The 21,461-nt window shown below is 42.2% G+C and carries 21 protein-coding genes; 15 read left to right on the forward strand and 6 right to left on the reverse strand.

Features of this window, described 5'->3' with window-relative positions; genetic code table 11:
• The first annotated feature begins 133 nt into the window (after positions 1–133).
• The 5 genes from FTT70_RS09405 to FTT70_RS09425 all read left to right on the forward strand — a co-directional run bounded on the left by FTT70_RS09405 (position 134) and on the right by FTT70_RS09425 (position 7,006).
• Complete coding sequence (locus FTT70_RS09405; RefSeq protein ID WP_180168560.1) at positions 134–601, forward strand: YchJ family protein; 468 nt, start codon at positions 134–136, stop codon at positions 599–601.
• 65 nt (positions 602–666) lie between these two features.
• Entirely contained in the window at positions 667–1,311 is a 645-nt protein-coding gene (locus FTT70_RS09410) for a trimeric intracellular cation channel family protein (RefSeq protein ID WP_004975638.1), read from the forward strand.
• Between the two features lie 156 nt (positions 1,312–1,467).
• On the forward strand, positions 1,468–2,787 hold the full coding sequence (locus FTT70_RS09415) for an MFS transporter (protein WP_104852902.1): 1,320 nt from the start codon (positions 1,468–1,470) through the stop codon (positions 2,785–2,787).
• A 174-nt stretch (positions 2,788–2,961) separates the two neighbouring features.
• Entirely contained in the window at positions 2,962–5,181 is a 2,220-nt protein-coding gene (gene parC, locus FTT70_RS09420; protein WP_096902245.1) for a DNA topoisomerase IV subunit A, read from the forward strand.
• Between the two features lie 148 nt (positions 5,182–5,329).
• A complete protein-coding gene (locus tag FTT70_RS09425; RefSeq protein WP_180168561.1) occupies positions 5,330–7,006 on the forward strand; it encodes an AMP-binding protein in 1,677 nt (558 codons plus the stop codon).
• A 101-nt stretch (positions 7,007–7,107) separates the two neighbouring features.
• Here the strand turns inward: FTT70_RS09425 and FTT70_RS09430 are convergent, their stop codons facing one another.
• Complete coding sequence (locus FTT70_RS09430) at positions 7,108–7,488, reverse strand: hypothetical protein (protein ID WP_180168562.1); 381 nt, start codon at positions 7,486–7,488, stop codon at positions 7,108–7,110.
• A gap of 104 nt (positions 7,489–7,592) precedes the next feature.
• Between FTT70_RS09430 and FTT70_RS09435 the strand changes: the two genes are divergently transcribed.
• Positions 7,593–7,991: an MAPEG family protein gene (locus FTT70_RS09435; RefSeq protein WP_104852906.1), complete on the forward strand. Its 399-nt coding sequence runs from the start codon at positions 7,593–7,595 to the stop codon at positions 7,989–7,991.
• Positions 7,992–8,115: 124 nt separating this feature from the next.
• Complete coding sequence (gene ppa / locus FTT70_RS09440; RefSeq protein WP_004975651.1) at positions 8,116–8,652, forward strand: inorganic diphosphatase; 537 nt, start codon at positions 8,116–8,118, stop codon at positions 8,650–8,652.
• Between the two features lie 99 nt (positions 8,653–8,751).
• On the opposite strand, the gene FTT70_RS09445 is transcribed toward ppa, so the two are convergent.
• Positions 8,752–10,062 carry an OprD family outer membrane porin gene (locus tag FTT70_RS09445; RefSeq protein WP_180168563.1) on the reverse strand — a complete coding sequence of 437 codons (1,311 nt, stop codon included), beginning with the start codon at positions 10,060–10,062 and terminating at the stop codon, positions 8,752–8,754.
• A gap of 1,128 nt (positions 10,063–11,190) precedes the next feature.
• On the opposite strand from FTT70_RS09445, the gene FTT70_RS09450 reads away from it, so the two are divergent.
• A complete protein-coding gene (locus tag FTT70_RS09450) occupies positions 11,191–11,943 on the forward strand; it encodes a TorF family putative porin (RefSeq protein WP_026438393.1) in 753 nt (250 codons plus the stop codon).
• A 143-nt stretch (positions 11,944–12,086) separates the two neighbouring features.
• Here the strand turns inward: FTT70_RS09450 and FTT70_RS09455 are convergent, their stop codons facing one another.
• On the reverse strand, positions 12,087–13,574 hold the full coding sequence (locus tag FTT70_RS09455) for a YifB family Mg chelatase-like AAA ATPase (RefSeq protein ID WP_179993474.1): 1,488 nt from the start codon (positions 13,572–13,574) through the stop codon (positions 12,087–12,089).
• A gap of 72 nt (positions 13,575–13,646) precedes the next feature.
• Entirely contained in the window at positions 13,647–13,874 is a 228-nt protein-coding gene (locus FTT70_RS09460) for an accessory factor UbiK family protein (protein WP_096902239.1), read from the reverse strand.
• A 276-nt stretch (positions 13,875–14,150) separates the two neighbouring features.
• Between FTT70_RS09460 and glnK the strand changes: the two genes are divergently transcribed.
• The 7 genes from glnK (at position 14,151) to FTT70_RS09495 (ending at position 20,351) form a co-directional block, all read left to right on the forward strand.
• A complete protein-coding gene (glnK, locus tag FTT70_RS09465) occupies positions 14,151–14,489 on the forward strand; it encodes a P-II family nitrogen regulator (protein ID WP_004650081.1) in 339 nt (112 codons plus the stop codon).
• A gap of 62 nt (positions 14,490–14,551) precedes the next feature.
• Positions 14,552–15,961 (forward strand): ammonium transporter, encoded by a 1,410-nt coding sequence (locus FTT70_RS09470; RefSeq protein ID WP_167845702.1) that lies wholly within the window; start codon positions 14,552–14,554, stop codon positions 15,959–15,961.
• A gap of 139 nt (positions 15,962–16,100) precedes the next feature.
• Positions 16,101–16,559 (forward strand): transcriptional regulator NrdR, encoded by a 459-nt coding sequence (gene nrdR, locus FTT70_RS09475; RefSeq protein ID WP_096902237.1) that lies wholly within the window; start codon positions 16,101–16,103, stop codon positions 16,557–16,559.
• Positions 16,560–16,595: 36 nt separating this feature from the next.
• Positions 16,596–17,699, forward strand: a complete 1,104-nt coding sequence (gene ribD, locus FTT70_RS09480) for a bifunctional diaminohydroxyphosphoribosylaminopyrimidine deaminase/5-amino-6-(5-phosphoribosylamino)uracil reductase RibD (RefSeq protein WP_154321290.1) — start codon at positions 16,596–16,598, stop codon at positions 17,697–17,699.
• The gene (locus tag FTT70_RS09485) at positions 17,696–18,988 is read left to right on the forward strand and encodes a DNA adenine methylase (RefSeq protein ID WP_004975669.1); all 1,293 of its coding nucleotides are present in this window, start codon (positions 17,696–17,698) and stop codon (positions 18,986–18,988) included. The genes ribD and FTT70_RS09485 overlap by 4 nt, the downstream gene beginning before the upstream one ends.
• A gap of 34 nt (positions 18,989–19,022) precedes the next feature.
• Positions 19,023–19,682 carry a riboflavin synthase gene (locus tag FTT70_RS09490; protein WP_104852910.1) on the forward strand — a complete coding sequence of 220 codons (660 nt, stop codon included), beginning with the start codon at positions 19,023–19,025 and terminating at the stop codon, positions 19,680–19,682.
• A 123-nt stretch (positions 19,683–19,805) separates the two neighbouring features.
• The gene (locus FTT70_RS09495; RefSeq protein WP_004975673.1) at positions 19,806–20,351 is read left to right on the forward strand and encodes a VTT domain-containing protein; all 546 of its coding nucleotides are present in this window, start codon (positions 19,806–19,808) and stop codon (positions 20,349–20,351) included.
• Between the two features lie 108 nt (positions 20,352–20,459).
• Here the strand turns inward: FTT70_RS09495 and FTT70_RS09500 are convergent, their stop codons facing one another.
• Both FTT70_RS09500 and FTT70_RS09505 read right to left on the reverse strand, forming a co-directional pair.
• Positions 20,460–20,678, reverse strand: a complete 219-nt coding sequence (locus FTT70_RS09500; protein WP_096901968.1) for a hypothetical protein — start codon at positions 20,676–20,678, stop codon at positions 20,460–20,462.
• 145 nt (positions 20,679–20,823) lie between these two features.
• Complete coding sequence (locus FTT70_RS09505; RefSeq protein ID WP_004975677.1) at positions 20,824–21,444, reverse strand: hypothetical protein; 621 nt, start codon at positions 21,442–21,444, stop codon at positions 20,824–20,826.
• Positions 21,445–21,461: the final 17 nt, after the last annotated feature.

The following is a 21,461-nucleotide window of genomic DNA, read 5'->3' on the forward strand; positions in this document are numbered from 1 at the left end:
CCAAACTGCATTTCAGTCTTGTGCTTCCGCTAAAATAGCCTGCATTGTCAGGCTGTTTTGGGGCTGTTGCTATTGCAAATATAGACGAAGTGTCAACAGACCCTATTATTGATTTAAATTTCTGGAATTTTCTATGCATCACTTGGCATGTCCGTGCGGGCAAGGCGATTATCAATACTGCTGCCAACCTTTACACGTGGGGCAGGCACATGCGGAAACCGCGAGCCAACTCATGCGTTCACGCTATAGCGCTTTTGCCTTGCAACAAATTGATTATATTGTGCAAACTACTGCGCTAGGACAACAGGCAAGTTTGGATGTTGACGCAATTGCAGATTGGAGCAAGTCGAATCAATGGTTAAAGCTCGAAGTGCTGAATAGCAATGAAAAGCTAGATAAAAGCCATGCCCAAGTTGAATTTAAAGCCCATTACCACGATGCCAAGCAGACGCAAATTCACCATGAAATTTCCCATTTTGTGCAACATCAGGCACGCTGGTATTTTCTAGATCCGACCACAGGGCAACAGCCGACTATGAAACAGCCGTGTATTTGTGGTTCGGGTAAAAAACTTAAGCAATGTTGTGCGCAATTTTTATAACTTTATCTTGGTTTTTCGCTTATTATAACGCGCATCTATTGGCCTAGTGAAAGAAGGGCAAGTCCATGTTGTTGTTGGTCATTTACTTAATCGCGATTACCGCAGAAGCGATGACAGGCGCATTGTCTGCAGGGCGTCGCAGCATGGACTGGTTTGGTGTCACCTTAATTGCCTGTGTCACCGCATTGGGCGGTGGTTCGGTGCGAGATGTATTGTTGGGGCATTATCCGCTGACTTGGGTCAAACATCCTGAATATTTGGTGCTGACCTGTATTGCAGCTTTTATCACCATTTTAATTGCCAAATGGATGCGTCATTTACGTTCCATTTTCTTGGTGCTCGATGCTTTAGGCTTAATTGGCTTCACTATTATTGGTTGTCAAATTGCTTTGGAAATGGGGCATGGCTTTGTGGTGTCTGCCGTTGCAGGCGTCTTAACAGGTGTGTCAGGTGGGATTCTGCGTGATATTCTGTGTAACGATGTGCCTTTAGTGTTCCGCCGTGAGCTATATGCCAGTATTTCTTTTGTGTCCGTGATTTGCTATTGGTTGTGTATCGAAATCGGTTTGTCGCTTGAATTGACCGTGATCTCAACACTTGTTTTTGGTTTTACTTTGCGTTTGATTGCGATTTATTTTGGCTTAGAAATGCCTAAATTTATTTATCAGGACGATGATGAACATTCAGCATCCTCTAAAGATGAAACCTAATTGGTTATAAGAATTGTATTGAATATCTAAATAGAAGCGAACCGATCACCAGATCGGTTTTTTAATGCTATCCACATCCTGTCAATTCATAGTATAAAAATACAACAGCAGTTGTGTTTTAGCCCATATCCTTTTAGCCAACTTAAAGAGTGTGTTATGGATTTAGTTTCGCGTGTGCAACGTCTACCCATTGGAAAATTCCACTATAGCCTACTGGTGGTGATTGGTCTGGGCTGGATGTTTGATGCCATGGATACAGGACTGATCTCCTTTATTTTGGCAAAAATGGCAGAAGACTGGAGCATGACCCCTGCCGAAAAAGGCATGGTGGTGTCGATTGGTTTTGTCGGAATGGCCATTGGGGCAGTCTTTTCAGGTGGTCTGGCCGATAAAATTGGACGTAAAACTGTATTTGCCACCACCTTGGTGATTTACAGTCTAGCTACTGCCGCTTGTGCCTTTGCACCGAATTTAACTTGGTTACTGGTCTTTCGCTTTATTGTCGGTTTAGGTTTGGGCGGGCAGCTTCCCGTAGCGGTGACGTTGGTCAGTGAATACATTCCTGCGCATGTGCGTGGGCGTTTTATTGTATTGCTGGAAAGTTTTTGGGGCTTGGGGTGGTTATGTGCGGCATTGGTTTCTTATTTTGTGATTCCAAAATTTGATTGGCATACAGCATTTTTAATCGGTGGTTTGCCTGCCTTATATGCCTTGGTTATCTGGAAAAAAGTCCCTGAATCTATCCCTTATCTGATCAATCGTGGTCGTATTGCCGAAGCACATGCACTGGTACAAAAGTTTGAGCGTCAATGTGGGGTAGAAGTCATTGAACAGATTGAAGTTCAGCCTGTTGCCGCTAAACAGCATATCTCTTTTACCCAACTGTGGTCGGGGCCATTTGCACGCCGTAGTTTAATGCTGTGGCTGATTTGGTTTGGCATTGTCTATTCCTATTATGGCATTTTCACTTGGTTGCCTAGTCTGTTGGTGCAGCAAGGCTACAGCATCGTACAGTCATTTGAATATGTGTTGGGCATGATTTTGGCGCAATTACCCGGTTATATTGCAGCTGCTTGGCTGGTCGAAAAATTAGGGCGCAAAGCCACACTAGCTGGTTTTATTGGCATGTGTGCCGTATCGGCTTATTTCTTTGGTCAGGCCGACAGTGTAGCGATGATCATGTTCTGGGGTTGTTTGATGTCGTTCTTCAACTTGGGCGCATGGGGTGTGCTATACACTTATACTCCTGAACAATATCCAACCAATATTCGTGCTTTTGGTTCAGGTTGGGCCTCGGCGATTGGGCGTATGGGCGGTATTATCGCCCCAATGGTGGTCACACACATGATGGTCATGCAAAATGGCTTTAGTTATGTCTTTATGATGTTTACAGCGGTTTTATTGGCCGTTGCTTTGGTGATTGTGGTGTTGGGTGAAGAAACCAAAGGCAGAACTTTAGAGTCGATAGGTTTGTAAAATAACCACCAGCCATCGTATATTTTGCATTGCTGTTTTTTATAAAATGAATATTTTTACGGCATAAGACACAAATTGTCGCAGAGCATCCTTACTAGCCCTTGTGCAGGATGCTGCTGCGGCATAGCATAAGCCGATTGATACAAAAACAAATGATTTAGGACGACAGGTTTTATGACAAGCCTTGCGCATCATGCAACAGAAAACCGTTCCGTAGCAGAATTTACTGAACGTGCATACCTTAACTATGCCATGTACGTGATTATGGATCGTGCATTACCCCATATCAGCGATGGTTTGAAACCTGTACAACGCCGTATTGTGTACGCCATGAGTGAGCTTGGACTCAAGCACAGCGGCAAACCGAAAAAATCGGCCCGTACCGTAGGGGATGTATTGGGTAAATACCATCCACATGGTGATTCTGCTTGTTATGAAGCTATGGTGTTGATGGCGCAGCCGTTCAGTTATCGTTACCCATTTATTGAAGGGCAGGGCAACTGGGGGTCACCCGATGATCCTAAATCCTTTGCCGCCATGCGTTATACCGAAGCCAAACTATCGCAATATAGTGAAGTACTTTTGGCGGAATTGGGGCAAGGTACTTGTGATTGGCAAGATAACTTTGATGGCTCATTAAAAGAACCTGTCAATTTGCCTGCGCGTGTACCGAATATTTTGCTTAACGGCACCACAGGTATTGCCGTGGGAATGGCGACCGATATTCCACCGCATAACTTGCGTGAAGTGGTGAAAGGCACAATTGCCCTGATTCGTAACCCAAATTTAACCGACGAAAAAGTTGCAGAATATATTCCTGCACCAGATTTACCGACTAAAGCTGAAATTATTACCCCACCTGAAGAATTGCTGAAAATGCAAAGTACAGGTCGTGGTAGTTACCGTATGCGTGCGGTGTACAGCATCGAAAAAAATGAAATCGTGATTACCGAATTGCCGTATCAGGTTTCGGGTTCAAAAATCATTACCCAAATTGCCGATCAAATGCAGGCGAAAAAACTGCCGTTGGTGAGCGATGTGCGTGATGAATCTGACCATCAAAACCCAACCCGTTTGGTGATTGTACTCCGTTCTAACCGTATTGATGCCGAAGCGGTGATGAGTCACTTGTTTGCCACGACCGATTTAGAATCGAGCTATCGTGTCAATATGAACATGATTGGCGCAGATGGTCGTCCGCAGGTGAAATCGATTCGTCGTATTTTGCTGGAATGGATTGAGATTCGTAAAAATACCGTCACACGTCGTTTGCAATATCATCTTAATAAAATCGAAAAGCGACTGCACATTTTGGCAGGTTTGCTGATTGCCTATTTAGATATTGATACCGTGATTCGGATTATTCGTGAAGAAGATCATCCTAAAGCCGAGTTGATGGCGCATTTTGGTATTGATGAAATTCAGGCCGAAGCCATTTTGGAGTTAAAGCTACGCCATTTAGCCAAGCTTGAAGAAATGGAAATTCGCCGTGAACAAGAAGAATTAGAAGCACGCGCTGCCATTATTCGTGAACAATTGGCGAATCCTGAATCATTGAAAAACTTAATTATCAGTGAGTTGAAAGAAGACGCGAAAAAATTTGGTGATGATCGTCGTTCACCAATTGTATTGCGTGCCGAAGCGACTGCGATTAATGAACAAGATATGCTACCTGCCGACCCTGTAACGGTGGTGTTGTCTGAAGCAGGCTGGATTCGTTGTGCCAAAGGGCATGAGGTCGATGCGGAAAATCTAAACTTCCGTGCAGGTGATCAATATCTCAGTCATGCGCAAGGCAAGTCTAATCAGCGCGTTTATATTTTAGATGATACGGGACGCAGTTATGCGTTGCCAATTAATAGCTTGCCTTCGGCACGTGGCTTGGGAGAACCATTAAGTTCAAAACTTGCCCCTGCCAGTGGCGTTGGCTTTAAACAATTGCTGATTGCCGATGATGAAGCTGAAATTTTAGCAGCCAGCAGTAAAGGTTACGGCTTTAAAACACAGGCCAAACAGCTAGATACCAATGCCAAAGCAGGTAAAGCATTCCTGTCTTTGCCCGAACAATCGACAGTGATGAACTTGCAAATGATTGAACACGCGAGTCATGTTGCACTGCTCAGTTCAGCAGGGCGTTTACTGGTGATTGAGCTGTCAGAATTGCCAATTTTGAATAAAGGTAAAGGTAATAAATTGATACAACTTGAGGAAAAAGATCAGTTGGTGTCTATGTTACCTTTAAGTTTAGATGAAGCAATTCAAGTATTTGCAGGACAGCAACAACTCAAACTCAAAGGTGACGATTTGCTGAAGTATGTGGCGAAGCGCGGCACGAAAGGTCAGCTCTTACCACGCGGTTACCAAAAAGCAAATAAACTGTTAATTCAAAGATAATACTAGCGTTTTTTAAGCAAAATACGTTATATATGGTTTGTATTCGTGAAAATGGATGCAATACGGGACATAAACAAGCAAACAACGACGTCCTGTATTGAGAAAAACAGTTTAAAACTAAGGATTATTGATTGGAGAAATTGGCATTATGGAAAAGATTTGGTTTGCTGAATACCAAAAGACAGGGATTCCAGAAACTGTAGAACTGCCTGCAGAAAATACGTCACTCGTAGACATTTTTGAACGTAATTTCCAAAAATTTGGTTCACGTGATGCCTTTATCTTTATGGATAAGGTTTTAAGCTTTAGTGAACTAGAAGAAGCTAGCCGTAAATTTGCAACTTATTTACAAAGTTTAGGTTTGGCACCAGGCTCGCGTGTTGCGGTGATGATGCCGAACGTACTTCAATATCCTGTGGTTGCACTGGGGGTGTTCCGCGCAGGTTTAGTATTGGTGAACGTGAACCCACTTTATACTTCACGTGAGTTAGAGCATCAATTAAATGACTCTGGTTCTGAAGTTTTAGTCATTATTGAAAACTTTGCATCCGTTTATCAGGCGATTATTGGTAAAACTCCTGTGAAGCACGTGGTTGTTGCTTCTGTGGGCGATATGCTAGGTGCATTAAAAGGCACGTTGGTGAATTTTGTTTTACGTTCAGTGCGTAAGCAAATTCCTGCATGGAACATTCCGGGTCACGTTAAATTTAACGCAGCAATGTCTAAAGTAAGCCCAAGCAACTACAAACGCCCAAGCTTAACTTTAAGTGATACGGCTGTGTTGCAATACACGGGTGGTACAACAGGTGTATCTAAGGGTGCAGAATTAACACACCGCAACCTTGTGGCAAACATGCTGCAATGTGATGGTATTTTCCAGAGTAAATTCGGTGCACAAGATGGTCAGCCAGATGACCGTATTTTCTGTGCATTGCCGCTGTATCACATCTTTGCATTCATGGTGTGTGCGCTTTACGGCATGTACAAAGGTCAGGCAAACGTCTTAATTCCAAACCCGCGTGACTTACCTGCGGTAATGAAAGAATTGCGTAAATATCAGCCGACATTCTTCCCTGCAGTAAACACGTTATTCAATGCGTTAGTGAACAATGAAGAGTTTAAACAGCTCGATCACAGCAAATTGAAGATGGCGATGGGCGGTGGTATGGCAGTATTGCCATCAACAGCTGAAGCGTGGAAAAAAGTCACAGGTACCAACATTATTGAAGGTTATGGTTTATCTGAAACTTCTCCTGTTGCGACTGCAAACCCACCTGCATCTGAAGAATTTAGTGGCACAATCGGTATTCCATTACCATTAACTGAAGTGGCTATTTTGGATGATGATGGCAATGAAGTTCCACTGGGTGAGCAAGGTGAAATTTCAATCCGTGGTCCACAAGTCATGAAAGGCTATTGGAACCGTCCAGATGAAACCGATAAAGTGATGATTAATGGTTTCTTCCGTACAGGTGACATTGGTGTTATGGATTCACGGGGCTATGTGAAAATTGTAGACCGTAAAAAAGACATGATTTTGGTATCAGGCTTTAACGTTTATCCATCTGAAATTGAAGAAGTGATTGCGAAGCATCCGAAAGTATTGGAAGTGGCTGCAATTGGTGTACCAGATGAAAAATCAGGTGAAGTGCCAAAACTGTTTGTAGTGAAAAAAGATCCATCATTGACCACAGAAGAAGTATTAGCATTCGCTAAAGAGAACTTAACTGGCTATAAACGCCCACGTTATGTAGAGTTTATGGATGAATTGCCAAAATCGAACGTGGGTAAAATCTTACGTAAAGATTTGCGTAAAACTGCATAATTCATTCAGCATATTCTAAAAAATGCCCCTGAACATTCAGGGGCATTTTTTTATGGTTCTTTTTTAGAAAACCAATCGTTATATCTTAGAACAAAACAGCATTATTCTTTCATGAGCCAGCGGTCAAAATAACGACGGCCAACACCAACAATGCCTAAGAAAATAAACATAGCGCCAAACTGTCGGCTAAACCCAGACTGATTGAAACTGCCATAACTTAAAATATTATCAATCAGGCAATACACCACAATCACAATCAGCCAGTGCCACAGCGGTAAACGCTTAATACCCACAGCATAAAACGCAACCCACAATACGATAAACGTAAAAATGGTGGACCATACGTTCATGTTGGCGCAAATCACCATCAATAAAAATGCCACAATAGGCAACACAATTTTTAAAACACGATCCACTCGCAGTTGATGTTGGCGCTGCTTTTCAAGTACATCTAACATTTCCTTTTGATCTGGGCTGACCATAATGGATCCTTTATACAATTGCTTAAAACATGCTATTTAACAAAATTTATTCAAGAAATGCCATGTTATGATAAGTTCTCAATACAGTTTATGAGAAAAAATTGATGCAAAGCATAAGTGGAATTGTTTATCTAATTATAATTGCTTGCTTATTGCCGTATGTCTTTGCTGTTGTCGCAAAAATGGCAGGCGGCTTTAAACGTGAAGATAACCAAAATCCACGTGAATTTTTAGCCAAAACTACAGGTTTGGCTGCACGTGCCAATGCCGTACAACAAAATAGTTTTGAAAGTTTGCCTTTGTTCATTGCTGCAGTGCTCATGGCGGAATATATGGTCATCCCACAAGTGGTGGTGATGATGTTTGGTATTGCTTATATTGTGCTACGCATTATTTATGGAATTTGTTATTTAGCCAATTGGGCGACGTTGCGTTCAATTGTTTGGATGCTGTCTTTACTTTGCCCAATTTGTATTTTGCTGATGGTGATTAAACTGACCTGATCAAGTCATGTCTGAAAATATGTATTTTTGCCTTGCAGATGTATAATCGCGCAGTAATTCAGGACAGAAAACCGTTATAATTGACGCGGTTTTAAAAAGATTTAACTTGTTTAAGAGTGATGCTATGAGCTACAGCAATATCCCTGCGGGTAAAGATGCACCAAATGACATCTATGTGATCATTGAAATTCCTGCCAATGCAGCGCCAATCAAATACGAAATTGACAAAGATTCTGATGCATTATTTGTAGACCGTTTCATGGGTACAGCAATGTTCTACCCAGCGAACTACGGTTATGTGCCAAATACACTTTCATTGGATGGTGATCCGCTAGACGTATTGGTTGTGACTCCACACCCAGTAGAGCCAGGTTCTGTGATTCGTTGTCGCCCAGTGGGTAAATTGAACATGGAAGATGACGGTGGTATTGATGCGAAATTGGTTGCCGTTCCGCACGAAAAATTAACCCCAATTTATAAAGATGTTCAAGAATATACGGATCTTCCGCCATTATTGATCAGCCAAATTGAACACTTCTTCCAGCACTATAAAGACTTAGAGCCAGGCAAATGGGTGAAGTTAAGTGGTTGGGAAGGTGCTGATGTTGCGAAACAAGAAGTATTGAACTCAATTGAAGGCTACAAAGCTGCAAATCCATAATTTGCGCGCAGTCTATTTAGCTTTCACATGAAAGCTAAAATATAAAAAACCTGCACAGAATATGTGCAGGTTTTTTATTGGGTTGGCTATTCCGAGAAATTAGAATAATTTCACAGGAATATCTAACCAGATACGCCATTCATTAGTTGAGCCAATACCTTCGCTGTTATTCACTTTTTGGTTATTGTAGCTACTACTTGAACGCAAGTAAGAGTAGCGTAAGCGTAAGCTCGCATCTTTAAATGCACCAGATTGAACCGTGTATTTCACTTGGTTGAAAAATTCATGTTCTTCAGCTTGATCAATAATTTCAGTTCGATTGTTGCGATCCGCAACATCAATATCCCAACCGTAAACAAATGCACTTGTCCAGTTCAAGCCAGGTAAACCGTGGTTTTTAAAGTTGTAGTTATATTGCAAGCCAACTGATTTTTCATCATTGCCGTTGAAATCAGATAAGTATGAATTTGGTACATAAATACTTTGTAGACCATCTGCATTGTATGCATAGTCGTAACCTGTATTGCCAGCATTATCTTGATAAGCCAGCATTACATTGTGAGCATCTTTATTATAGGTTGCCGAAACTCCCCAAATAGTGTTTTCACGGTCTGCAAGGTTATCTGTAGTATGTGAACCTGTGGCTGCACCAGCTTCCCACTGTGTGTTATAAGCCACAGCATCTAAGGTTACATTTGCATCGTTAGGTACAGCAAAGTTGTAATTTGTATTGGCATAGTGGCGTTCTAATTTATCTTTAACATCTACCCCATAATAAGAGGCATTAACTTGGTCGTTAAATTTGTATTTTGCACCCCAGAAAATAGCACTATCCAAACCTTGTTGGTCTGAGCTGATGTCATTTGACCATTGGTTTTTAGTAAATTTACCACCAATTAACGTCAAGTCTTTAATTTCGTTACTTTCAATATAAAGACCAGTGTAGTATTCAGGTGTTAAGCGTGCTGTATTGCTTGCAATTACTGGTATTTCAGATACTTGCGTACCATATTTAGCTGTTGTATTTGATACGCGTGCTTTTACATAAGCACCACCACGTGCCCAGTGGTCATAAGCAGAACCATCGTTGTGGACTGGAATCATTTGGTTGCCAGTATTTTTGTTTTCACCTAGTTTGAATGAAGCATCACCAATGATACCTGCACCAAAACCAACAATACCTTTAGTAAAGCCAGAATCTAGATTGATAATTGCTGTTTGAGCTGCAGAGCTTGTGTCGTTTGTTAGTCCATCTTTTTTATCACGAGTTAAATAACCTGTACGGAATAAAACCGAACCGTTTGCGTCTTCTACAAAGCCTTTAGATTCACTTTGTTCGCTAGCAAATGCAGTTGAAACAAGCGCTGCGTTGATCAGCAACGCAAGTGTTAATTTTTTAGATTGCAGCATTGGGAGATGGCCTCATGCAGTAAATGTGTAGTTGAAACGTAGGCGAATTGTATCGCTATTTATGCGCGAAAATATCACTTTTAAAGCACTTATGACACTAAAGTTAAGCATTTTTTCGATAAACTGTGGGGTCATTAAAAATATCGACTTTTCAAAAGTTGAATAAATATTTTATTTTTTAGTAAAAACATAAACATATTTAAAACTTACTGAGTCACTGAAACATAGCCAAATACAGCGCATCTGCAACTTGTACATTAAAAATACAGTTTTTTCAATTTTTCAACAGCTTGGTGTGTGATCAAAGCGCATAAGGCACAGCATAAATTTTAAAATAGGGTGAAGTTTTTCCTGTTAAATGGTTATCTATGAAGTCGAATTTTGGGCAAGAGATAAGTGGGGAAATAAATTTATGAATCTTTATTTGAATTAAGAGTATAAAAATTACATTTTATTTAAGCTTTGAGTAATAGCTTTTGGCTATTACGGATTTCATGTGAAACATTGGTGTTTAGTTTTGGCATTACGATGAAAACAGAACTGTTTAAGCAGATATTTTATACATAACTTTTATATGGTCGTTGGCTTGCGAAAATTAAAATTGATCTATCGTTTTGGTCATTGAATTATTTTTGATGTGAAGATTGAAGTGTCGCGTCGTATATTGATGTCAAATTTTGGTGCAGAAATCTAGTGCAGTTTAGGACAGGATTTCTGTCTGTTCACTGAGTTTTGATAGTTGATGGCGTAAGGATGAACAGAGGATAGGCATGACTTTCTATTTTTTGATCAGGATAGGCTTGTGATTCTTGACTGCACTTTTTTAGGTATGTGATTTAGCTTTATTGCTATGCAAGGATGCAAAAAATAATCATAGCACTGTGTAAATTCATGTTTAAAGTGCAGTGGTTATAAGACGAGTATTGATGCAAATCAAAATTCATTCCAATCAAAACAAAAAACACACTAAAAATAATTGATGTATAACAATAGTTTAAATTTATATCTATTGCTTTTAAACGTAAAATTGCTGTTCTGAATTTCATCGTTGGCATAGAGTTTGCAATTCCTTCATTGAGTCAAAAAAAATAGACAAATGCATCTCATCCGATGCAGGGGGAATCTAAAATGAAATTCGTACTTCAAACACTTTCTTTGGCGATGTTCGCAGCCACATCAAGTCTCAGCTTTGCTGCAGAAAATGCGACAGGCATGTCGTTTAGCGGGACAGCAGCCTTAACCAGTGATTATCGCTATCGTGGTTTAACTCAAACCTTTAATGATCCCGCAGTGCAAGCAGGTTTTGCTCTCAGCCATGATTCTGGCGTGTATGCAGGCGTGTGGGGTTCCAATGTCGATTTTGGTGGTACGGCACATTTAGAGCTTGACCCTTATATGGGCTATACCACAAGCCTAGATTATTTTGCCAGCAAACCCATTTTGGATGTGGGTTTTTGGTATTACGCCTACCCAAGTGAGAGCGATTTAAACTGGCTCGAAGCTTATGCAAAATTAGGTTTTAGTGATGTTTTGTTTAAAGATGCCAGCTTATTAACAGCCATTAACTACAGTAATGATTTCTTAGGTGGTGACACCGATGCTTGGTATTTCAATGCCACTTATACCGCACCCATTGGAAGTACCGGCTTTTCTGGGGTTGCTGGATTAGGTTACACCCAAGCAGATGACTTTGATTTTGGCGGTGGAAAAGACAGTTATGTGGATTGGAAAGTCGGTGTAAGCTATAACTTTGCTTCAGTTGAAGGTTTATCTGCTGAATTGGCTGCTGTAGGAACTGATATTGATACCGATGGTTTTTCGCATGCGGCAAAGCGTGGCGTTGAAACAGGAGCTGTATTTACTTTAACTAAAGCCTTCTAAAGATACGGCTACGACGATAAATAAAAGCTCCAGTTAGGAGTGAAACTTAAAACAATAAAAACAACTAGCCCATTGTACAGGCATGGCAATGGGCAATTTTTCATCTCTAAGATTTTTAATCAGATTCTTATTTAGACTTTCAATCAGGCTTCATGGGCACGATAAGACAGTGCTTCACTCAAATGTGGACTTTGAATCTGTTCACTTTGGGCTAAATCTGCAATGGTGCGTGCCACTCGTAACACCCGATGATACGCACGTGCCGATAAGTTCAAACGCTGCTGCGCAATGGCTAAAATATTTTGCGCAGTATCATCTAAATGTGCAAATTGCTCTAATTGTTTGGGACTGAGCGCCATGTTTAAACACTCTTGGCGTTGCAATTGTCGTGTATATGCTTGAATGACACGGCTTCGCACGGTTTCAGAATTTTCCACTGGTCGGGTGTCCTGTAATTCATGTGCTTGCAGAGGTGGTACATCAATGTGTAAGTCGATACGATCCAATAACGGCCCTGAAATACGGTTTTGATAGCGTTTAATACTTTCTGCAGAACATTGGCAGCGCACATCCTGATTAAAAGCATAACCACAAGGACAGGGATTCATGGCGGCAATTAGTTGAAAGTTGGCTGGAAAGGTAATTTGCCGAGAAGCGCGGGAGATCACAATTTCTTTGGACTCTAAAGGTTGGCGCAGCACTTCTAACACTTTTTTATCAAATTCAGGTAATTCATCTAAAAATAAAACGCCTAAATGCGCCAAGGTAATTTCACCGGGTTTGGGATATGAGCCTCCACCGACCAAGGCTACAGCAGAAGCGGTATGATGTGGGGCGCGAAAAGGACGCTGTCCAAACGTATGCGGGCTATTGGCCACTGAATAGATACTGGCAACCTCTAAATTTTCCTGCATATTCAATGGCGGTAAAATACTGGAAAGTCGGGATGCCAGTAAGGTTTTACCTGTACCGGGTGGGCCTTTGAATAGCAATGAATGTCCACCAGCAGCTGCTATTTCCAAAGCACGTCGTGGGCGCAACTGTCCTTTAACATCGACTAAATCAAAGGCGGAATGTGATAACTGTGGTTGGGCAGTCGCGGTGACTTTATCTAAAGGCTGGCTTTGTGCCAAATGTTCGCAAACTTGTTTTAAATGTGTGGCGGCAAAGACTTCAAAGTCAGGCAATTGAGCAGCTTCTTGTGCATTTTGTTCAGGTAAAACCAAACAATGCTGTGCCTGTTGGCAGGCAATCGCAATACTGAGTGTGCCTGTGGTGGGGCGCAATTGACCATCTAAAGCCAATTCTCCAATAAACTCTAAACCTTCAGTGCTTTGTTCGGGCAATTGTCCCGAAGCAATTAAAATGCCTAAAGCAATGGCTAAGTCCAAACGCGAACCATCTTTGGGCAAGTCGGCAGGTGCTAAATTAATGGTCAGACGTTTGGTCGGAAATTGAAAACCACTATTAATAATGGCAGAGCGTACCCGATCTTTACTTTCACGCACGGCAGCTTCGGCTAGACCGACAATGGTTAAAGAAGGTAAACCTTGACTCAGATGGACTTCGACTTCAATTGCAGGGGCGTGCAAGCCGAGCAGCCCCCGCGTATACACTTTGGCAAAAGACATTTTTATGATGATCCGTTTTGGTGCGTTATTTTTATAATGTTTGTTTTTTGTTTTTATGCACTCAATTGGTGCTTATTTTTTGAGTTGAATTTTCTGTTCCAGTGCTTCAACCTGTTTTAACAATTCATTTAAACGTAAGTTGGCATTATTGAGCGCAGTACGTTGGCGGTCTAGCTCATCTTGCGAGACCAAATCCATTTTGGTGACCGCTTCATTGAGCAAAGCACGTAAATTATGTTCTAAATCTTTTTTAGGTTGTTCAACTTGTTCCAAAATGGCTTGTAATAAAGTTTCAATCATTGTTGTTTCCACAAAGATGGAGAAAATGGAGGCAGTGTAGCACTGGTCTTGAATAGACTATAGCATTTCAGACGAAATATGGATTTATTCGATGAGTAAAATCGTAAATCTTCTAGTAAATATGTCTATTTTTTGAAGATCAAAACCATATAAATGTATAAAATAAGGTATAAAGAAAACTCATGTCACGGTTTCTAATTTCCCCCGACCTTAGAACTTTGGCATGGAATTTGAACATAAAACCTTACTGGTGAATTAAGCCGAAGGAAAACACACATGAAGCTCGTAACTGCAATTGTAAAACCCTTTAAATTAGATGATGTGCGTGAAGCATTATCTGAAATTGGTGTTCAAGGGATCACCGTAACAGAAGTCAAAGGCTTCGGTCGCCAAAAAGGTCATACCGAACTTTATCGTGGCGCCGAGTACGTCGTTGACTTCTTACCTAAAGTTAAAATCGAAATCGCAATTAGCGATGAAATGGTCGATTCGGTGATTGAGTCAATCACTCGTGTTGCTAGTACAGGCAAGATTGGTGATGGCAAAATCTTTGTGACTAACCTCGAACAAGTCATCCGTATTCGTACAGGTGAAACGGGTGCAGATGCTGTTTAAAAGATGGCATGAAGTTTGCTGAGTACCTAATAACTCACAAAAACAAAGGTCGGGGGACACAAATGAAAAAAATGCTACTCGCGCTGAGTCTATCAGGCGCACTCCTCGGTGGTTCTGTTGCTTGGGCTGAAGAAGCCGTAACAGCCACCGCACCAACTTCAGATGTTGCAGTGCTTGAAACTGCCGAAACATCTCCTATCGAAACAACAAATGCAACAGAAGTTGCAGCTGTAGCAGAAGTCAGCACGCCCGAAGCTGCTGAACCTGAAGCTGTATTAGATACAGGCGATACCGCTTGGATTTTAGTTTCGACTGCTTTAGTTTTACTCATGACCATTCCTGGTTTGGCACTATTTTATGGCGGTATGGTACGCAAGAAAAACGTACTCAATACTATGGCTTATAGCTTTGTAGCAGCAGCCGTGGTCAGTATTGCCTGGGTCGCAGTGGGCTATAGTTTGGCTTTTGGTGAAGGTAATGCCTTTATTGGTGGTCTAGACAAAGTCATGCTGGCAGGCATTGGTACCGATGCGCTCAGTGGCAGTATTCCTGAAATTCTATTTGTGATATTTCAAATGACCTTTGCCATCATTACTGTGGCAATTATCAGTGGTTCAATTGCAGAACGAATGAAGTTTGGTGCCTTTGTTGCCTTTATCGCGATTTGGGTGGTCGTGGTCTACGCACCAATTACCCACTGGGTATGGGGTGGTGGTTGGTTAGGCAATGATGGTGCTCTCGACTTTGCTGGTGGTACTGTTGTTCATATTAACTCGGGTGTTGCAGGTTTAGTTGCTGCATACATGTTGGGCAAACGTATGGGCTTGGGCCGTGAATCTATGGCTCCGCACAACCTGACTTTGACTGTACTGGGTGCAAGTTTACTCTGGGTGGGCTGGTTTGGTTTCAACGGTGGTTCTGCTTTAGGTGCCAATGGTGCAGCGGGTTATGCCTTAGTTGTGACTCAAGTGGCAGCCGCAGCCGCAGCAATTGCATGGCTTGTAGCAGAAAAACTGGTACGTGGTAAAGGTTCTGTATTAGGTGCTGCATCGGGTGCTGTAGCAGGTTTGGTGGTGATTACTCCAGCAGCAGGTTTTGTGACTGTTGGTGGTGCATTAGCGATGGGTTTAATTGGTGGTGTGGTATGTTTCTGGGGTATTACTGCCTTAAAACGCGCCCTGAAAGCTGATGACTCTCTAGATGCCTTTGGACTACATGGTGTAGGTGGTATTGTTGGTGCAATTTTAACAGCCTTCTTTGCCAGCGAGTTTATTATGGGCGATGCTGCACCAAGCAACTTGATGAGCCAACTTTGGGTGCAAGTTGAAGGTGTGTTAGCGACCATTGCTTACTCTGCTGTACTGACTTTCATCATCTTAAAAGTAATTGATCTAACCATTGGTATTCGTGTGGCTGCAGAAGATGAGCGTATGGGACTCGACTTAAGCCAACATGGTGAACGTGTAGAATAATCTAGACAGTACATAATCAATATATTGTGTAAAACAGCCCTTCGGGGCTGTTTTTTTTCTATATGTTGCGTAAAACTCTACAAAGTTTGGAATTTTTGCTACACTGCATTTTCATTCAAATTTGTGCAATTAAACCGCTATGCATTGTCCATTTTGCAACACTGCAGACAGTAAAGTGATTGACTCACGTTTGGCGGCAGAAGGCTGCCAAATTCGCCGACGTCGTGAGTGTATTGGCTGTGGTGAACGCTTTACCACCTTTGAAAGTTATGAAGTGGTTATGCCACGGGTGATTAAATCCGATGGTAAAAGTGAGCCTTTCGATGAAGCCAAGTTACGTCGTTCGTTAATGCATGCTTTGCAAAAACGTCCCGTGACCCAAGAGCAAATTGAAACGGTACTCAGCGACATCCAATTACAAATTCGCCGTTTGGGAGAGCGTGATGTGAAATCACGTACCATTGGTGAGGTTGTTATGCAGGCTTTATTTGCATTGGATCATGTTGCTTATGTACGTTTTGCCTCGGTGTATCAAGACTTTCAGGATGTCGAAGCATTCCGTCGCCAAATTGAACAAATGCAGTCGCGTGAGCAATAAAGCGCAATGCCATCATCTATTCCACAGCAACCATCCATGATTGAACTCAATACTGACGCGCAACCCGATGATCTTTTTTGGATGCGTCGTGCCATTGAACTGGCACGTTTGGGGCAATACAGCACTAAGCCAAATCCGAACGTGGGCTGCGTTATTGTTAAAGATGCCCAATTATTGGGCGAAGGTTTCCATCCTCGTGCAGGACAGCCACATGCCGAAGTCTTTGCTTTGCGTCAGGCCGCTGAACAAGCGCAGGGTGCAACTGCTTATGTGACTTTGGAACCTTGTGCACACTATGGGCGCACACCACCATGTGCCAAAGCCTTGGTCGATGCAGGCGTGGCTAAAGTGGTTGTGGCTTGTCCAGACCCGAATCCATTGGTGGCAGGTAAAGGCGTTCAGATTTTACAGGATGCAGGTATTCAGGTTAGCGTGGGCGTGGCAGAAGCTGAAGCAGCGCAGTTAAATGCAGGCTTTTTAAAAGCCATGGCTACAGGCATGCCTTATGTGCGTTTAAAAATTGCTTCTAGTTTGGATGGTCGTACGGCAATGGCTTCGGGTGAATCCAAATGGATCACAGGCACGGCTGCACGTGCCGATGTGCAGCATTGGCGGGCAATTTCTGCTGCAGTATTAACGGGGATCGACACGTTACTGGCCGATGACTGTCTGCTTAATGTACGCCACTTAGAGGGTGTAGATGACATCCACAGCGTAGTACAACCCAAACGGATTATTTTAGATCGCCAAGGTCGTTTGCCTTTGAGCGCACAAATTTTGCAGCAGCCTGAAACGGTGATGGTGATGGGACCGTATCGTGCAGAGTTGGCTGCTTTGGGCGTGTTACAATTGGAACCGCAACCTTTAGCCACCTTACTTGCCCAATTGGTACAGCAACATCAAATTTATGATGTGTTGGTTGAAGCGGGTGCAACCTTATCGACCGCTTTCTTACAGGAAGGTTGGGTTGATGAAGTGATCAGCTATGTGGCACCTACATTGTTAGGGCGCTCGGCTCGTGCCATGTTTAATGCAGAATTTGAACAGATGGCAGAGCAACTTCGATTTAAACTTTGCGATGTCACTCAATTGGGTGATGACGTGCGCCTTAGGTTAATTCCTTCTCAAGAGACACTATGAGTTCAGAGTCAACGGTTTATCACAAACGCCGTCATGCGGCACGCACCACTGATGAATACTTATTCCATCAGTTAGTGCCTTATTTGGGCAATAAACGCCGTTTACTGCATCTGATTTTAGAAGCACTTGAACAGACAGGAACGCTACATCCTAAAAATGGTCGTGCACCAATTTTTGCCGATTTTTTTGCAGGTTCAGGAGTGGTATCACGTTTGGCGCGTCAAAATGGTTATCGGGTGATTGCCAATGACTGGGAACCGTACAGCCATGCCTTAAACCATGCGATTTTGGCCTGCACTGAAGCACCTGCGTTTAAAGAATTAGGCGGCTATCAAAAAGCCATTGATTATTTGAACCGTTTGCCTGAAGTCAAAGGCTGGGTGACGCATAATTTGTGTCCGCGCAATGACGAAATTTATGACCCAAGTCGTGACCGTTTATTCTTTAAACGTCGTAACGGTATGCGCATAGATGCGATTCGTCAGCAAATTGCTACGTGGCAAGCGCAGGGTGCCATTGATGATGTTGAGATGTCGGCATTGTTGGCGCCGTTGTTGTACTCTGCCAGTTTTGTCAGTAATACCAGTGGGGTGTTTAAAAGCTTCCACCACGGCTGGGGTGGCAAAACTCAAACTGCACTCGAACGAATAGAATCATTATTGTGGCTCACGCCAAGTCGTTTTTGTGACATTGGTGAACCAAATAAACCTGCTGCAGAAATGTGGTGTGTCGATGCACAGCATCTTGCCAATCAAATGAGTGGTTTTGAGGTGGATGTGGCTTATTTAGACCCACCGTATAATCAACATGCTTATAGCAGTAACTATCATGTCTTAAATGCCTTAACCTTGTGGGATCAGGTCGATTTACCAACCCCAGACACCAAAGGCTTTAAAAGTGGTATTGACCGTGCATGGCGCAAAGAACGTCCAAGTCCATACAACTCATCTAAGTACGCCAAAGAGGCGTATGAAACCTTATTGGACACCATTAATGCACGTTTTATTCTGACCAGTTATTCTACCGATGGTAATATTAGTGCCACAGACTTGTTGCAAGCCAATTTAAAACGCGGTCGAGTGACGTTATTGACGCAAGATGTTCCGCGTTATCGCGTGAGTAAACAGCGTCAGTCCGAGCGTGCGCGCGTGCTGGAATTTATTGTGATTACCGATACGCATGCCAAGTCAGGCCCACCTATTCGCCAGTTGTTAGGGCAACTTTACCATTTTGCAGAATTGGGTGGTGTAGATACCTCAGGTGTGAGTACCCAATTGGCGTTGTGGTAAATCCACAAATCCTCAGTGAATGAGAGAAAAGATTATGTTTACAGGCATTATTGAAAGTTTAGGTAAAGTAGAAAGCCTGCAAAGTGTGGGCGGTGATGTACGTTTGCGTATTCAGACCGATTTGGATATGTCGGATGTGCATTTGGGGGATTCAATTGCCACCAATGGTATTTGCCTGACTGTGATCGAGTGGGGCGACAATTGGTATGCCGCAGATGTGTCCCGTGAAAGTTTGAACCGTACCACTTTAGGCACATGGAAAGTGGGTCAGCCTGTCAATGTCGAAAAAGCCATGTTGCCGACCACACGTTTTGGTGGACATATCGTAAGTGGCCATGTTGATGCAGTCGGTGAAATTACGCTGGTACGTGAAGATGCACGTTCAATTTACTATGAAGTGACTGCACCTGCAGAAATTGCCAAATATTTGGCAGAAAAAGGTTCGGTGACCGTCGATGGCATCAGCCTGACCATTAACCATTTACGCGGCAGTGTTATCAGTCTGAATTTAATTCCACACACGGCAGAGCGTACCAATATTGGCACATGGAAAGTTGGCAGCAAGGTCAATTTAGAAGTGGATGTCTTGGCGCGTTATATTGAGCGTTTGCTCTTGGGTGATAAAGCTGCAGAAACTACGCAGCAATCTAAAATTAGCATGGAATTCTTGGCTGAAAATGGCTTTTTAAAATAAGCACAGAGCCGAATGAAATTTAAACAGTCTGATTGAAAAATTAGACTGTTTTTTTGTTTTTAGGGATAATTAAAAAGATAAAGATGTTTTTTTCATCATAAACACCCCTTTGGTTTAATGTAGATGATTGATTTTTTAATGAATTTGGAACACTGGCTGCCATTATTACTCGATAATTATGGTCTGTGGATCTATGCCATTTTGTTTCTGATTATTTTTGCAGAAACAGGTTCTGTGTTCATGTTCTTTTTACCAGGCGATAGTTTGCTGATCGCAATTGGTGCCTTGTGTTCCACCACCGATGTGGTGCATTTGCACTATATGGGGATTTTACTTTTTGTCGCTGCGGTCTTGGGATATAGCGTCAACTATTACACTGGACGAATTCTAGGGGTGAAGTATTTTCATCAACATTCACGTTATTTCAAACCTGAATATATTGTCAAAACCAACCATTATTTTATGAAACATGGTGGCAAAACTATTTTAATGGCGCGTTTTATACCGTTTGTTCGTTCATTTGCACCATTTGCTGCAGGGTCAGGGCACATGCCTTTGGCGACCTTTAGTTTTTATAATGTGGTGGGTGCTGCCGTATGGATTTTTTCTTTAATGGCAATAGGTTATGGCTTGGGTAATATTTTGTCTTGGTTGGGTGATTGGATTTAAATTCCTCATTTTTCTATTTTCTTCTTCTAAATCCACCGCGATAACTAAAAAAGTGGATTGATGGCCACAAAAAAAGCCCACCGTGTGGACTTTTGATATTGTTCAGTTTTAGTGTTTGGTGACAATTAATTCTGTGCCACCCAAGCGCGGGCTAAAAGTATCGTTACTTTGAATTGAAAACTCACCCTTTTCCGCTTCTTTAGACAAGTACATGCTTAATGATTGGAAATCTGCACGACTGATCCATAAATCCTGAGCACGAATACTCCACTGTTCGCCCGCATTAAGATGGTCGATTTTGCCTGAAATTTTCGTCAAGATATCCATTTGAAACCCATGATTACAAAAGTCATTTAAAGGAGATAAAAGTTGAGAATTCAACTTTTTCTGGATGATTATCATGTGACAAAATTATTTCATTTTGATGACATTGGGTTTAAGACTTTGGGCTAATTGGGGATAAAAAGTAAAATTATTCTTTAGAAAAATTTGAATTTTTTAAGATATAGTCAATTTCTTCTTGGGCTGCAGCATGTAGTCGCGCACGAAAGATCGTTACCGCCTGCTCAATTTGAGTTTCGGCTTCTAGCTCTAAACGCAAACGTACACTTTCAAGTTCAGAAACAATTTGATCATCACTTACCGCAGTTGCGGCTTGATTAAAAGTCACTGCAGGTAATTCAGGATTTTGCTCATAACGTGCAGTATAGTTTGAAATTTCCTGATCCAGACTTTGACGCATCAACTCAAGTGCTTGAGTTTGTTCTGCAAAGCGTTGCGCTTCATCTTGCTGTAGCTGTGCAGCATAAGCGGCTTGTTCTGCACGTTGCTGTTCTAATTTGAGTTCGAGTGCCAATTGGCGACGTTGCCGTGCTTCTTCAATCAAACGTGCTTTCAGGTCAGCATAGGCTTGTTCAATTTTTTCCTGTGATTGTTGCTGAGCGCGCTGATCTTCTGCAATCCAGTTGTGTAATTGCGTTTCAGGTTGCAAGACCTCACAAATTCGATGCAGATCATCCATAAATGTCTGGCGCACAGCCTGAGGCGCGGTTAACCAGCGCTGTTTAAAATCTGAGCCGACATTTAAAGTCACCGCATCTCTCCTTATTT

Source organism: Acinetobacter sp. YH01003 (assembly GCF_013420525.1).
Lineage (GTDB): Bacteria > Pseudomonadota > Gammaproteobacteria > Pseudomonadales > Moraxellaceae > Acinetobacter > Acinetobacter towneri.

Excerpts from the sequence above, each read along its gene's own strand:
- FTT70_RS09405 (WP_180168560.1), top strand. The coding sequence starts at position 134 with ATGCATCACTTGGCATGTCCGTGCGGGCAAGGCGATTATCAATACTGC.
- FTT70_RS09410 (WP_004975638.1), top strand. The coding sequence starts at position 667 with ATGTTGTTGTTGGTCATTTACTTAATCGCGATTACCGCAGAAGCGATG.
- FTT70_RS09415 (WP_104852902.1), top strand. The coding sequence starts at position 1,468 with ATGGATTTAGTTTCGCGTGTGCAACGTCTACCCATTGGAAAATTCCAC.
- parC (WP_096902245.1), top strand. The coding sequence starts at position 2,962 with ATGACAAGCCTTGCGCATCATGCAACAGAAAACCGTTCCGTAGCAGAA.
- FTT70_RS09425 (WP_180168561.1), top strand. The coding sequence starts at position 5,330 with ATGGAAAAGATTTGGTTTGCTGAATACCAAAAGACAGGGATTCCAGAA.
- FTT70_RS09430 (WP_180168562.1), bottom strand. The coding sequence starts at position 7,488 with ATGGTCAGCCCAGATCAAAAGGAAATGTTAGATGTACTTGAAAAGCAG.
- FTT70_RS09435 (WP_104852906.1), top strand. The coding sequence starts at position 7,593 with ATGCAAAGCATAAGTGGAATTGTTTATCTAATTATAATTGCTTGCTTA.
- ppa (WP_004975651.1), top strand. The coding sequence starts at position 8,116 with ATGAGCTACAGCAATATCCCTGCGGGTAAAGATGCACCAAATGACATC.
- FTT70_RS09445 (WP_180168563.1), bottom strand. The coding sequence starts at position 10,062 with ATGCTGCAATCTAAAAAATTAACACTTGCGTTGCTGATCAACGCAGCG.
- FTT70_RS09450 (WP_026438393.1), top strand. The coding sequence starts at position 11,191 with ATGAAATTCGTACTTCAAACACTTTCTTTGGCGATGTTCGCAGCCACA.
- FTT70_RS09455 (WP_179993474.1), bottom strand. The coding sequence starts at position 13,574 with ATGTCTTTTGCCAAAGTGTATACGCGGGGGCTGCTCGGCTTGCACGCC.
- FTT70_RS09460 (WP_096902239.1), bottom strand. The coding sequence starts at position 13,874 with ATGATTGAAACTTTATTACAAGCCATTTTGGAACAAGTTGAACAACCT.
- glnK (WP_004650081.1), top strand. The coding sequence starts at position 14,151 with ATGAAGCTCGTAACTGCAATTGTAAAACCCTTTAAATTAGATGATGTG.
- FTT70_RS09470 (WP_167845702.1), top strand. The coding sequence starts at position 14,552 with ATGAAAAAAATGCTACTCGCGCTGAGTCTATCAGGCGCACTCCTCGGT.
- nrdR (WP_096902237.1), top strand. The coding sequence starts at position 16,101 with ATGCATTGTCCATTTTGCAACACTGCAGACAGTAAAGTGATTGACTCA.
- ribD (WP_154321290.1), top strand. The coding sequence starts at position 16,596 with ATGATTGAACTCAATACTGACGCGCAACCCGATGATCTTTTTTGGATG.
- FTT70_RS09485 (WP_004975669.1), top strand. The coding sequence starts at position 17,696 with ATGAGTTCAGAGTCAACGGTTTATCACAAACGCCGTCATGCGGCACGC.
- FTT70_RS09490 (WP_104852910.1), top strand. The coding sequence starts at position 19,023 with ATGTTTACAGGCATTATTGAAAGTTTAGGTAAAGTAGAAAGCCTGCAA.
- FTT70_RS09495 (WP_004975673.1), top strand. The coding sequence starts at position 19,806 with ATGATTGATTTTTTAATGAATTTGGAACACTGGCTGCCATTATTACTC.
- FTT70_RS09500 (WP_096901968.1), bottom strand. The coding sequence starts at position 20,678 with ATGGATATCTTGACGAAAATTTCAGGCAAAATCGACCATCTTAATGCG.